Here is a 12,198-nt window from a genome sequence, read left to right as displayed (position 1 = left end):
CCCCCCCCCCCGCCCCCGGCCCCGCCCCCCCCCCCGCCTAGCCGAACGGCCCCGCCGCCTCCCCCGGCTACCGGGAAGGGGGCCGCGCCGGCGCGGGTGCGCGGCCCGCAGCAGCCCGCGCAGCACGGCCGCGCACGCCGGTCGGCGTACGGCACCGGTGGCCGGGGCGCGGCGCGGGAGTGCCGAGTGCGCTCCGCCCGCCCCGGCGCGGGCGGAGAAGCTCCAGGTCAGCCGGGAGCTGACCTGGAACCGGGCGGCCTTCCTCCCTACTCGTCCCATGCCTGGATCATGATCTGGTCGGCGATCCTGCCGTCGCGCAGCGAGATCATGGACTCCGCCAGCACCCGCACGCCGTCCGGGTACGCGCAGGACTCCACGTAGGCGGCGTGGTCGCCCTGGACGACGCACTGCTCCAGCCGGTGCGTCATGTCGCGGGCGTAGACGTCCTCCAGCATCGCGCGGATCTCCTCGCGGCCCTTGAGGACCTTGGGGTGACTGGGCTGGGCGGTGCGGTCCACGATGCGCACCTCGGCGTCGTCCGCGTACAGCGACAGCAGGGTGGACGCCGTGTGGTCCTCGATGCCCCGGCGCAGCGTGTCGAGGTCGAAGACGGGGCTCGGGCTGGTCCCCATGGTGCCTCCTCACCGGCCCGCGGCCCGGGGGAAGCGGGCCACCGGCGGGCCTCACCTACGAGCGTCCTCCGGCCCGGCGGCCCCGGCAAACGCGGCGACGCGGCCGAACGCGGCACCGCGGAAAGGCGGCAACGCGGTGACGCAGCGGCGCCCCGCGGCGGTCGTCGCCGCGGGGCGCCGGACCTCGGGACGCCGGACACCTGTGCCCGGCGTCCTTCAGGCCCCGGGTCAGGAAGCGGGCCGCAGCGGGGGAACGGTGGGCACCTCGGTGGCCGCGGCGATGTCCTCCGGAGTCATCCGGAAGCTCTCGGGGTAGGCGTCGCGCTCGGTGCGCCGGGCGGGCTCGCTGGTGCGCCACATGTACAGGCAGCGCGCGCACTGCAGCACGTCCCAGACACCGGGCACCGGCGAGGCGTGGACGTGCTCGACCTCCTCGTGCGCACAGCGCGGGCAGAGAGTCGTGGGGGCGGACATCTGTCGTCTCCTTCGATCGCGGATCGTCGGTGTCGTCGGGGCGTCGGGGTGGTCAGCGGCGGGCGGCCCGGGCCTGCAGCCGGGTCAGCCACTCGGCCGCCTCGGGCAGGTCGCGCACCTGGTTGCCGTAGTTGCCGCGCCGGTCGGCTCCGACGGGCGTGGTCGCGTCGATGACGAGCTTGTCGACGACGCCGGGGGTGTTGGCCTGCGGGGCCAGTTCGACCACGGGCAGGTTCGGGATCCTGATCAGGTCGCCGGAGGGGTTCATCTTGGTCGACAGCGCCCACATCACCTGCGGCAGGTTGAACGGGTCGACGTCCTCGTCCACCACGATCACCGTGGTCGCGTAGCCGAGCCCGTGCGGCGTGGTCAGCACCCGCAGCCCGACCGCCTTGGCGAAACCGCCGTAGCGCTTCTTCGTGGAGACGATGACGACCAGGCCGTGCGTGTAGGAGGCGTTGACCGCCTGCACCTCGGGGAAATCGGCCTTGAGCTGCTTGTACAGCGGCACGGCGGTGTTCGCGGCGATCAGGTAGTCGCACTCGGTCCACGGCATGCCCAGGTACAGGTGCTCGAAGACGGGGTCGGTGCGGTAGGAGATCCTGTCGATGCGGATGACCGGCATGCTGCGGCCGCCGGAGTAGTGGCCGGTGAACTCGCCGAACGGCCCCTCGATCTCGCGCTTGCGCCCCTCGATGACCCCCTCGATCACCACCTCCGAACCCCACGGCACCGGCAGCCCGGTCAGCGGGGCCTTCGCGATCGGGGCGGGCGCGCCGCGCAGGGCGCCGGCCAGCTCGTACTCGTTCTCCTCGTACTTCATCGGCGTGGACGCGGCGATGGTGACCACCGGGTCGTTGCCCAGCGTGATCGCCACCGGCAGGTCCTCGCCGCGCTCCTCGGCGGTGCGCAGGTGCAGGGCGATGTCGTGCATGGGCACCGGCTGCAGGGCGAGCTTGCGCTTGCCCTTGACCTCGATGCGGTAGACGCCGACGTTCTGCTTGCCGGAGTTCTCCGGATCGTCGGGGTCCTTGGAGACGACCGCGGCCTTGTCGATGTAGAAGCCGCCGTCGCCGTCGTTGAGCCGGATCAGCGGCAGCACCCGGAAGATGTCGACGTCGTCGCCCTCCAGGGTGTTCTGTGCCCACGGCGGGTCCTCGCGCCACTCGGGGGCGAGGGGGAAGCGGTCCCAGCGGCGGATGAACTCGGCGACCTGCTCCTTGGCGGGCGTCTCCTTCGGCAGGCCGAGCGCGAGCGCGTGGTTGGCCCAGGAGCCGTGCACGTTCATCGCGATGCGGGCGTCGGTGAAGCCGCGCACGTTGTCGAAGTACAGCGCGGGGGCGGCGTCACCGAGGCGCGGCGCGGCGTTCGCTGCGGCCGCGATGTCCGGCTCGGGCCGCACCTCCTCGGTGACGCGCAGGAGCTGGCCCGCCTCGTCGAGCGCGTCGAGGAAACCGCGCAGATCGTCGTAGGCCATGGAGGAGTCCTGCCTTTCGGTGATGATGGTGCTTTACGGACCTTATGTACATATGTCCGCTTATGGTGCCGGTGGTGGGGGTCAGCCCGTGGGGCGCAGCGCGCGGGCGGCCCGCATGCCCTCCCAGCGGCGGGCGGCCGGGGCCGGCAGATCGAACTGGTCCAGGACCCGGGTCACGACGTGGTCGACGATGTCGTCCACCGACCGCGGGTGGTTGTAGAAGGCGGGCATGGGCGGCACCAGCTGCACGCCCTTGCGGGCCAGCTCCAGCATGTTCTCCAGGTGGATCTCGCTCAGCGGCGTCTCGCGCGGCACCAGCACCAGCCGGCGCCGCTCCTTGAGCACCACGTCCGCGGCCCGCCCCACCAGCCCGTCGGCGTACCCGGCGCGGATCCCGGCGAGGGTCTTCATCGAGCAGGGCACGACGACCATGCCGTCCGTGCGGAACGAGCCCGACGAGATGGCCGCACCCTGGTCCTCCGGCGCGTAGGAGACGTCGGCGAGCGCGGTGACGTCGGCGACCGACAGCCCCGTCTCCAGCTCGATCGTGGTGCGCGCCCAGCGGCTGAGCACCAGATGGGTCTCCACCTCCGGCAGCTCGGCCAGGAACTGCAGCAGCCGGACGCCGAACACGGCACCCGTCGCTCCGGTCATGCCCACGATGAGTCGCACGGTCTGGAGGTCCCTTCCGCCGGGGAGACGGCACGTGCCGACCGTTTCGGTCATCCGTGCCCTGGCCCTTTCGACGTTAGAAGCGATCCGTCAGCCCAGCGGCGTATCGTGGAGACACGCCATGGACAGAAACGGACACCCGGGCCGCGCCGAACGGGCCGACGTCACCCGGGTCCCCTACCGCGCCGCCGCCGGCGCCCCGCCCGGGGCCGAGGTGCTCGACCTGCCCGGGCTGCTGGCCCGCGCCCGCAGCCACGGGCTGGACGTGCACGCGGCCAAGCGGCCCGCCTTCCACGAGCTGATCGCTGTGCGCCGCGGCACCCTGCGCTGCTCGCTCGACTTCAGCGCCCACGAACTGGGCCCGGGCGACTGGCTGTGGGTGCGCCCCGGACAGGTCCACCAGTACGACTCGGACCTGACCGCCGCCGAGGGCACCGTCGTGCTGTTCACGCCCGGCTTCCTCACCCCCGCCACCGTGGAGGCCGCGCGGGTCGACCAGCCGGTGTGGCGGGCCCCGCTGACCCCCGCCGCGGCGGGCGCGGCGGCCCCGCGCGGCGTCCTGGACCCGCTTCAGGCCGAGTACCGGCGGCTGACGGGCCTGCCGCTCGAGGTCCACATCGACGTCGTACGGCACCTGCTGTCGGTCCTGGTGCTGCGGCTGACCCACGCGCAGGGGGCGGAGCAGGCCGCGGGCAGCGGCAGCGAGGCGTTCCGCCGCTTCCAGCGGGCCGTCGAACGCGACTTCGCGCGCACCCACCGGGTGGAGGACTACGCGCAGGCCCTCGGCTACAGCGTGCGCACCCTCACCCGGGCCACCCGCGCGGCCGTGGGCACCGGCGCCAAGAGCTTCATCGACGACCGGGTCCTGCTGGAGGCCCGGCGGCTGCTGTGGCACACCGACCTGCCGGCCGCGGCCGTCGGCGACCGCCTGGGCTTCCCCGACGCCACCGTGTTCACCCGCTTCTTCCGGCGCCGCACGGGCGAGACCCCGGCGGCGTTCCGGGCGCGGGCGCGCGGCGCCGGCCGGTGAGCCGGTCCGCCGCCCCCCGACCTGTGGTTTTCTCCGCGCGGATCCGTCCCTTACCGCTCCGTCACGGCGTAGTGTCAGGGCAACGGACAACGGCCGAGGGAAAGGACCTCCACCATGGCGCAGGAAGTGCGCGGCGTGATCGCACCCGGGAAGAACGAACCCGTACGGGTCGAGACGATCGTCGTGCCCGATCCCGGACCGGGGGAGGCCGTGGTCCGCGTCCAGGCCTGCGGGGTGTGCCACACCGACCTGCACTACAAGCAGGGCGGCATCACCGACGAGTTCCCCTTCCTGCTCGGCCACGAGGCCGCCGGCGTGGTGGAGTCGGTCGGTGAGGGGGTCACCGACGTGGCGCCCGGGGACTTCGTGATCCTCAACTGGCGTGCGGTGTGCGGCCAGTGCCGGGCGTGCCTGCGGGGCCGGCCCTGGTACTGCTTCGACACCCACAACGCGCGGCAGAAGATGACCCTCACCGACGGCACCGAGCTGTCCCCGGCCCTCGGGATCGGCGCGTTCGCGGAGAAGACGCTGGTCGCCGCCGGGCAGTGCACCAAGGTCGACCCGGACGTCTCCCCGGCCGTGGCCGGCCTGCTGGGCTGCGGTGTGATGGCCGGCATCGGCGCGGCCATCAACACCGGCAACGTCTCGCGCGGCGACTCGGTCGCCGTGATCGGCTGCGGCGGCGTCGGCGACGCGGCGATCGCCGGCGCGTACCTGGCCGGAGCCGGCAAGATCATCGCCGTCGACATCGACGACCGCAAGCTGGAGACCGCCCGCACCATGGGCGCCACCCACACCGTCAACTCCAAGGACACCGACCCCGTCGAGGCCGTCCGCGAACTGACCGGCGGCTTCGGCGCCGACGTCGTCATCGAGGCCGTGGGCCGCCCGGAGACCTACCGGCAGGCCTTCTACGCCCGCGACCTGGCCGGCACGGTCGTCCTGGTGGGCGTGCCGACCCCGGAGATGAAGCTGGAACTGCCGCTGCTGGACGTCTTCGGGCGCGGTGGCGCGCTGAAGTCCTCCTGGTACGGCGACTGCCTGCCCTCCCGTGACTTCCCGATGCTCATCGACCTGCACCGGCAGGGACGGCTGCCGCTGGAGAAGTTCGTCACCGAGACCATCCAACTGGACGAGGTGGAGAAGGCGTTCGAGCGGATGCACCACGGCGACGTGCTGCGCTCGGTGGTGGTGCTGTGATGGCCGCCCGCATCGAACGCCTCGTCACCTCCGGGCAGTTCACGCTCGATGGCGGCACCTGGGACGTGGACAACAACGTGTGGATCGTCGGCGACGACCACGAGGCGGTCGTCATCGACGCCGCGCACGACGCCGAGGCGATCGCCGCCGCGGTCGGCGGGCGCCGCCTGACCGCGATCGTGTGCACCCACGCCCACAACGACCACATCGATGCCGCCCCCGCTCTCGCGGACCTGACCGGCGCGCGGATCTGGCTGCACCCCGACGACCTGCCGCTGTGGAAGATGACCCACCCCCACCGCGACCCGGACGAGCACCTGAGCGACGGTCAGGTCATCGAGGCGGCCGGCGCCGACCTGCGGGTCGTCCACACCCCCGGCCACGCCCCGGGCGCGGTCTGCCTGTACGACCCCGGGCTCGGCGTCGTCTTCACCGGCGACACCCTCTTCCAGGGCGGACCCGGCGCCACCGGCCGTTCCTACTCCCACTTCCCGACGATCATCGAGTCCGTCCGCGACCGCCTGCTGACGCTGCCGCCCGGGACCAAGGTCCTCACCGGCCACGGCGACTCCACCACCATCGGCGCCGAGGCGCCGCACCTCGAGGAGTGGATCGCCCGCGGGCACTGAGCGCGACGACAGGGAGAACGCTCCCTGAAAGACGACAGAAGATGTCCGGCTTCCACGCCATCCTCGGAACGACACCCAGGAACGCGTACACCGCGTGCACCACCGCACCGGGTGCACCCCGTACCGCAGGCACAGGAGGCCGGACATGGCACGCCCACTGAAGGACAGGATCGCCCTCGTGGCGGGCGCGACCCGCGGCGCGGGCCGGGGCATCGCGGTCGAACTCGGCGCCGCCGGGGCGACCGTGTACGTCACCGGACGCAGCACCCGCGCCCGCCGCTCGGAGTACGACCGTCCCGAGACCATCGAGGACACCGCCGACCTGGTGACCGAGGCCGGCGGCCGGGGCATCGCCGTCCCCACCGACCACCTGCGCCCCGAGCAGGTCCGCGCGCTGGTGGACCGCATCGCCCACGAACAGGGCCGCCTCGACGTCCTCGTCAACGACATCTGGGGCGGCGAGAAACTCTTCCAGTGGGACACCCCGGTGTGGGAGCACGACCTCGACAACGGCCTGAAGCTGCTCCGCCTGGCCGTCGAGACGCACGCCGTCACCTGTCACCACGCCCTCCCGCTGCTGCTGCGCCACCCGGGCGGGCTGGTGGTCGAGATGACCGACGGCACCGCCGAGTACAACCGGGACACCTACCGGGTCAACCTCTTCTACGACCTCGCCAAGGCGTCCGTGCTGCGCATGGCCTTCGCCCTCGGCCATGAACTCGGGCCGCGCGGGGCGACCGCCGTCGCCCTCACCCCCGGCTGGCTGCGCTCGGAGATCATGCTCGACCTCTTCGGCGTGCGGGAGGAGAACTGGCGCGACGCCCTGCGCCGCGAGCCGCACTTCGCGATCTCCGAGACGCCCCGCTACGTGGGCCGCGCGGTCGCCGCCCTCGCCGCCGACCCGGACGTGGCCCGCTGGAACGGGCAGTCCCTCTCCAGCGGCGGGCTCGCCCGGGAGTACGGCTTCACCGACCTGGACGGCAGCCGCCCCGACGCCTGGCGCTACCTCGTCGAGGTACAGGACGCGGGCCGGCCGGCCGACCCGACCGGCTACCGCTGACCGCCGGCCGGCTGCGGCACGCCGGGCAGCGGCCGGCGGGCCGGATGGCCCGGGGGCAGCTCCAGGTCCGCGCGCACGGCGGCGTAATAGCCCTCGCGCGCGGTGCGCTGCCGCTCCAGCAGCCGCTGCCAGGCCTCGGGCTCGCGCCGTCCCGCGCGCAGGAACCGTTCCATCTCCATCACCACCACGACCCACGCCCGGGCCTTGTCCACCACCTGCGGGCTGCCCAGCATCAACAGCGCCTCACCGGAGGGATCGCGGGCCAGGGCGGCCTCCGTCAGCAGCGGTTCGGCCTCGGCGAGGGACAGTGGATGCGGATGCGGATCGTTGCCGAGGTGGGAGGCGACCCGGTAGGCCAGCGTGACCGACTTCTTCACCGCGCGGGCGTAGTCGGAGTACATGGCCAGCCGGCGCTCCTCCCACCTTGCCGCCCATTCGGTGCGGGCCCGGGCCCGGTCACTGCGCACGACCGCCAGATACGAACCGAGCGCACCGATCACCACGCCGATCAGTGCGGGGAGTTGCTGTATGAACGCCGACATGCAGCGCACGTTATCTGTTCGGACGGCGCCCGCTGTCTGTTCGGGCGGTGCCCGCTGTCTGTTCGTGGTGCCCGCTGTCTGTTCGGGCCGCCCGTGCGGCACGTAGCGTCGGCGTATGACGGACACCAGGCGTTTCGAGGGACACAGGGTCGTGGTCACCGGCGCGGCCCGGGGCATCGGCGCGGCGAGCGCCCGGCGGCTGGCCGAGGAAGGGGCGCGGGTCCTGCTCACCGACGTCGACGGCGACGCGGCGGCCGGGACCGCGGCGGCGCTGCGCGACAACGGGCTCACCGCGTGGGCCCACCCGTGCGACGTGGCCGACCGGGCGTCGGTGGAGGCGGCCGTCGCGCACGCGGTGGAGACCTTCGGCGGGCTCGACGCCCTGGTCACCTGCGCCGCCCACTGCACGCCCGACACGCCGCTGTTCGAGGACGGCACGGACGAGACGTGGGCCCGTGACCTCGACATCACCCTGACCGGCACCCAGCGCTGCTGGCGGGCCGCGCTGCCCCACCTCGCGGCGTCCGGCCGCGGGGCGATCGTCGGCATCGGCTCGGTCAACGGGCTGCAGGACTTCGGCAACCACGCCTACAGCGCGGCCAAGGCCGGCCTGATCTCCCTCACCCGCACCCTCGCGGGGCACGCCGCCGCCCGGGGCGTGCGCGTCAATCTGGTGGTCCCGGGCACGGTCCGCACCTCGGCGTGGGAGGGGCGCGAGGCCGACCTCGAGCGCGTGCGCGGTCTGTATCCGCTGGGCCGGGTCGGCCGGCCCGAGGACATCGCCGCCGCCGTCGCCTTCCTCGCCTCCACGGACGCGGCCTGGATCACCGGCACCGCGCTGACCGTGGACGGCGGCCTGACCGCGGTCCACACGGGCTTCCACGCGGCCCTGCGCACCCCCTGACCGGCTCCCGGAACACCACCACGATGTCACCCACCGCACGCCCTCCGCCCGCGCCGTGGCGTATGTCACCGTTTCGTCTCGCCCTGAGAGGCTTTGCAACCCTCGTGCCCCGCAAGTGGTCTAGCAGGACGAGACGGTGGATCCGCGCAGGGCGGGTCCCAGGGGGAGGGAAGAGCCGGGGTGAGGCACATAGCCCGACGGGGAGTCGTCGTGTGCGGTGTCGCGGGGCTGCTCGCGCCGGTCACGCTCGCGCTGGGCGCGGCGCCCGCGCAGGCCGCGAGCTGCACGACGCGGACGGGGCCGTACCAGAAGCAGGTGGAGAAGTTCCTCGGACGCCCGGTCGACGGACGGCAGTCGGCCGCCGACTGCTCGGCCATCCGGGCGTTCCAGAGCAAACACGGCATCACGCCCACGATCGGCTACGCCGGCCCCGTCACCTGGGGCGTGATGGACCTCATGAACAAGCAGAAGGCCGTCGGGAAGAAGCCGAACAGGAGCGGCAAGTGCCCGACGAACAAGGGCCGCATCGCCTGCGTCGACCTCACGCTCCAGCTCAGCTGGATCCAGGACGGCAGCCGGCTGGTGTACGGCCCGGTCCCGGTGCGCACCGGCCGGGACGGCTACGAGACCCGGACCGGCCTGAAGAAGGTCTACTGGCGTGACCTCCACCACGTCTCCAGCCTCTACAACGTGCCGATGCCCTACAGCCAGTTCTTCGACGGCGGGCAGGCCTTCCACTCGGTGGGGCTGAGCATGTGGAACCCGCCGGGCTCCCACGGCTGCGTCAACATGACGACGAAGGACGCCAAGAAGTACTGGTCGTTGCTGAGGAAGGGCGACGACGTGTACGTCTACGGCCGCAAGCCGGGCACCTGAGCGCCGCCCCGCCCGGGCGTCCGCCCGGGCCCCGGTCGAGGACGAACTCCCTGTTCGGACCGGCTGATTGACGTGATGAGCAACACGGTCCGATATGTCCGTATCGCTCACACTTACTCACACCGTCTTCACTTCGATCGGCATATGCTTCACACCATGTCCACCACTGTTGAACCCGCCTCCGAGCGATCGGCCGCGGAGGTCAACGAGGAGATCCGGGCCCTGTGGCTCCGGTCGGGCGGGACACTCACCACCGAGCAGCGCGAGGAGTACCAGCGCCTGGTCATGGAGTGGGCCGCGGCCGCTCCGCACTCGGACCGGGCCGCCTAGGCTCCGGCGCCGGGGTCCCCGCTCCGTCTCCTCCTTCGTCCGTCCGGTCGGCCACTGCCGCCCCGTCATCCACGGTCAGTTCCACGGCTCCGGGTCATCCACGGTCGGTCCCGCGTCTGCGGGGCGGGCCGGCCACCCGCGCCGCCGTCCGCCGCGCCGCCGAGGTGAGCAGCCTCACACCGGCACGTCCAGCACATCCGGCACATCCAGCGCCTCCGGCACGTCCGGCGTCCCGGCGGTCGGCTGGACGAGCGTCGTAGCGCCGGGTGTGCGGTCTTCCGCTGCCGCCCGAGGTCACCTCCAGCGCGAGCCCTCCCGCAACAGCGGGCCACCGCTGTGACCCGAGGTGGAGCGGCGGCCGCGCCGGGTGGTCCGGCCGGTGAAGCCGGGATGACGATACGGTCCGCCCCGCCCGTTCGCCCGCGTGGCGGCCCCCGGGGCCGTGCGCGGCGGGCTAGGCTGCGGGCGCTGTGGAGGGCGCGGGCGCGCCCCGGACGGGGGCCGACGAGGTGAGGGGCGGACCGGTGCCGCGGGCGGGACGATCAGGTGAGGTGAAGGCTGTCTCGGCCCGGAGCCGGGCGATCGGCGCATGGCTCACCGACCGGGCCGGCCGGTGCCTGGCCTTCTCCCTGGCGCTGTACGCCCTCGTCCTCGCCGTCCATCCGCCCGCACCGCTGGACCTGCGGGTCTACCGCGAGGCCGCACCGCACGTGCTCACCGGCGGCCTGTACGACTACGCCCTGCACACCGGCCCGCCGATCCCCGTCCTGCCCTTCACCTACCCGCCGTTCGCGGCCCTGCTGTTCCTGCCGCTGTCCCCGCTGCCCTGGACGGTGCTGCTCGCGCTGTGGCAGGCGATCTCCGTGGCCGCCCTGGTCGTCGTCACGGCGTGCGCGCTGCGGCTGCTCACCCCGCGCCCCGGCCGCCGCACCAGGGACCTGGCCCTGCTGTGGGCCGCCGTCGGACTGTGGCTGGAACCGGTGCGCCACACCCTCGACCAGGGACAGATCAACCTGCTGCTGGGCGCCCTCGTCCTCGGCGGCCTCGCCCTGTGCCGCACCGCGGCGGGCCGGGGCGCGGCGGTGGGACTGGCGGCCGCGGTGAAACTGACCCCGGCGGTCGCCGGGCTGTACCTGCTGGCCACCCGGCAGTGGCGGGCCGCGGCGTGGGCCGTGGCCACCGGTGCCGCGACCGTGGTCCTGGCCTGGTGCGTCGCCCCGCAGCAGTCGGCGCGCTACTGGTCGGGGCTGGTCACCGACACGCGGCGGGTGGGGCCGGTGTGGACGGTGCGCAACCAGTCCCTGCGCGGCGCCCTCACCCGGCTGCTCGGCCCGGACGCGACCGCCTCCCCGCTGTGGTGGGCGGCGCTCGCCGGTGTGACCCTGGCGGCGGCCTGGGCGCTGCGCTCCTGCCTGCGCCGAGGTGACCTGCTCGGTGCCCTGATCGCGGTGGAGCTGTACGGGCTGCTGGTGTGCCCCATCTCCTGGAGCCACCACTGGATCTGGTGCGTGCCCGCCATGATCTGGCTGGCCCACGGGCCCTGCCGGGCACGGACGCTCAGCCGCGTCACCCTCGCCGTGTGGGCGCTGGTCACCGTGGGCCGTGCGGTGCCGCGGCTGACCGGCGTGGAGGACCACCTGGCGCGGCACGATCCGTATCCGGCGCTGCTCGCCTGGCCCGGCTGCGTCTACGCCGTCTGCGCGGTGCTGACCTTCCTCGCGCTCGCCCGTACGGAAACCGGCCCACGGCACCTCACCCTCCCCGCGGCGTCCCGTACGCACGACCGACCCGACTCCGACCGGTCGCTGCTGCCCTGACGCCCCGCCGGCCGGGCGGACGGAAGGAGGACCCGGGGTCAGCTCCAGGCCCGGTACGGCTCGTCGACGAGCTGGAAGACCGGCTCGCCCCGCACCGGGTCCTGCGCCGTGGCCAGCCGCACCCGGTCGCCGCCATGGATGCCGATGGGCGGGCCCATGACCCGGCCGCGCACGACGAAGCCCTCGTTCATCTCTATCAGGGACACGTTGCGCGCGGCCGGGGTGTTGCGGTGCACCACGGTGGAGTGCCGGACCGTGCCGACGCCCTCACTGCGCTCGGTGCGCAGCTCGCTGCCCCGGCACACCGGACACAGCAGACGGTGGTAGGTGGCCGTGCCGCACCAGGTGCAGCGCTGGAAGTACAGGGCCTCCGGATCGCGGGCCTCGGGCTCCAGAAGACCGGTCGCGGAGCCGGCTGCCGGATGAGCGATGTTCCCTGAGTGGTGGTACACGCTGGTCAACTCCCTGCGCTGAGCCGGAAATCCCGCGTGCGCGGGCACCCGCGCACGGGTGTGCGCGGTACGCGGCGCCACCGTGCACGCCCCCAGATTATGG

General features: G+C 73.3%; 14 protein-coding genes. 8 read left to right on the top strand and 6 right to left on the bottom strand.

What is annotated here, in order from left to right:
- Nucleotides 1-266 precede the first annotated feature (266 nt).
- From GV126_RS02135 to GV126_RS02120, 4 genes are all read right to left on the bottom strand, one after another.
- The gene (locus tag GV126_RS02135) at nt 267-632 is read right to left on the bottom strand and encodes a nuclear transport factor 2 family protein (RefSeq protein ID WP_159662156.1); all 366 of its coding nucleotides are present in this window, start codon (nt 630-632) and stop codon (nt 267-269) included.
- Between the two features lie 228 nt (nt 633-860).
- The gene (locus tag GV126_RS02130) at nt 861-1,106 is read right to left on the bottom strand and encodes a non-oxidative hydroxyarylic acid decarboxylases subunit D (protein ID WP_159662155.1); all 246 of its coding nucleotides are present in this window, start codon (nt 1,104-1,106) and stop codon (nt 861-863) included.
- A 52-nt stretch (nt 1,107-1,158) separates the two neighbouring features.
- Nucleotides 1,159-2,583 carry a non-oxidative hydroxyarylic acid decarboxylases subunit C gene (locus GV126_RS02125; RefSeq protein ID WP_159662154.1) on the bottom strand — a complete coding sequence of 475 codons (1,425 nt, stop codon included), beginning with the start codon at nt 2,581-2,583 and terminating at the stop codon, nt 1,159-1,161.
- 81 nt (nt 2,584-2,664) lie between these two features.
- Nucleotides 2,665-3,309 (bottom strand): non-oxidative hydroxyarylic acid decarboxylases subunit B, encoded by a 645-nt coding sequence (locus GV126_RS02120; RefSeq protein ID WP_272910336.1) that lies wholly within the window; start codon nt 3,307-3,309, stop codon nt 2,665-2,667.
- Between the two features lie 67 nt (nt 3,310-3,376).
- Between GV126_RS02120 and GV126_RS02115 the strand changes: the two genes are divergently transcribed.
- The 4 genes from GV126_RS02115 to GV126_RS02100 all read left to right on the top strand — a co-directional run bounded on the left by GV126_RS02115 (nt 3,377) and on the right by GV126_RS02100 (nt 7,174).
- Nucleotides 3,377-4,285, top strand: a complete 909-nt coding sequence (locus tag GV126_RS02115) for a helix-turn-helix transcriptional regulator (protein ID WP_159662152.1) — start codon at nt 3,377-3,379, stop codon at nt 4,283-4,285.
- A 114-nt stretch (nt 4,286-4,399) separates the two neighbouring features.
- Entirely contained in the window at nt 4,400-5,485 is a 1,086-nt protein-coding gene (locus GV126_RS02110) for an S-(hydroxymethyl)mycothiol dehydrogenase (RefSeq protein ID WP_159662151.1), read from the top strand.
- Entirely contained in the window at nt 5,485-6,114 is a 630-nt protein-coding gene (locus tag GV126_RS02105; RefSeq protein ID WP_159662150.1) for an MBL fold metallo-hydrolase, read from the top strand. Before GV126_RS02110 ends, GV126_RS02105 begins: the two co-directional genes overlap by 1 nt.
- A 145-nt stretch (nt 6,115-6,259) precedes the next feature.
- Nucleotides 6,260-7,174 (top strand): SDR family oxidoreductase, encoded by a 915-nt coding sequence (locus tag GV126_RS02100; protein WP_159662149.1) that lies wholly within the window; start codon nt 6,260-6,262, stop codon nt 7,172-7,174.
- On the opposite strand, the gene GV126_RS02095 is transcribed toward GV126_RS02100, so the two are convergent.
- Complete coding sequence (locus GV126_RS02095) at nt 7,165-7,716, bottom strand: hypothetical protein (protein ID WP_159662148.1); 552 nt, start codon at nt 7,714-7,716, stop codon at nt 7,165-7,167. The two genes, GV126_RS02100 and GV126_RS02095, sit on opposite strands and share 10 nt — an antisense overlap.
- A gap of 115 nt (nt 7,717-7,831) precedes the next feature.
- On the opposite strand from GV126_RS02095, the gene GV126_RS02090 reads away from it, so the two are divergent.
- The 4 genes from GV126_RS02090 (at nt 7,832) to GV126_RS02075 (ending at nt 11,643) form a co-directional block, all read left to right on the top strand.
- Nucleotides 7,832-8,620: an SDR family NAD(P)-dependent oxidoreductase gene (locus tag GV126_RS02090; protein WP_159662147.1), complete on the top strand. Its 789-nt coding sequence runs from the start codon at nt 7,832-7,834 to the stop codon at nt 8,618-8,620.
- Between the two features lie 180 nt (nt 8,621-8,800).
- Nucleotides 8,801-9,496, top strand: coding sequence for a L,D-transpeptidase family protein (locus GV126_RS02085; protein WP_159662146.1), 696 nt, complete (start codon nt 8,801-8,803; stop codon nt 9,494-9,496).
- Between the two features lie 144 nt (nt 9,497-9,640).
- The gene (locus tag GV126_RS02080; RefSeq protein WP_159662145.1) at nt 9,641-9,826 is read left to right on the top strand and encodes a hypothetical protein; all 186 of its coding nucleotides are present in this window, start codon (nt 9,641-9,643) and stop codon (nt 9,824-9,826) included.
- 551 nt (nt 9,827-10,377) lie between these two features.
- Nucleotides 10,378-11,643, top strand: a complete 1,266-nt coding sequence (locus GV126_RS02075; protein WP_159662144.1) for a glycosyltransferase 87 family protein — start codon at nt 10,378-10,380, stop codon at nt 11,641-11,643.
- Nucleotides 11,644-11,681: 38 nt separating this feature from the next.
- Here GV126_RS02075 and GV126_RS02070 read toward each other — a convergent pair whose 3' ends face one another.
- Nucleotides 11,682-12,095: a Zn-ribbon domain-containing OB-fold protein gene (locus GV126_RS02070; RefSeq protein WP_159662143.1), complete on the bottom strand. Its 414-nt coding sequence runs from the start codon at nt 12,093-12,095 to the stop codon at nt 11,682-11,684.
- Nucleotides 12,096-12,198 lie beyond the last annotated feature (103 nt).

This window comes from Streptomyces mexicanus (genome assembly GCF_902506575.1).
GTDB lineage: Bacteria > Actinomycetota > Actinomycetes > Streptomycetales > Streptomycetaceae > Streptomyces > Streptomyces mexicanus.
The sequence above is the reverse complement of the archived record's forward strand: the minus strand, read 5'-3'. Positions and strand labels throughout refer to the sequence as shown.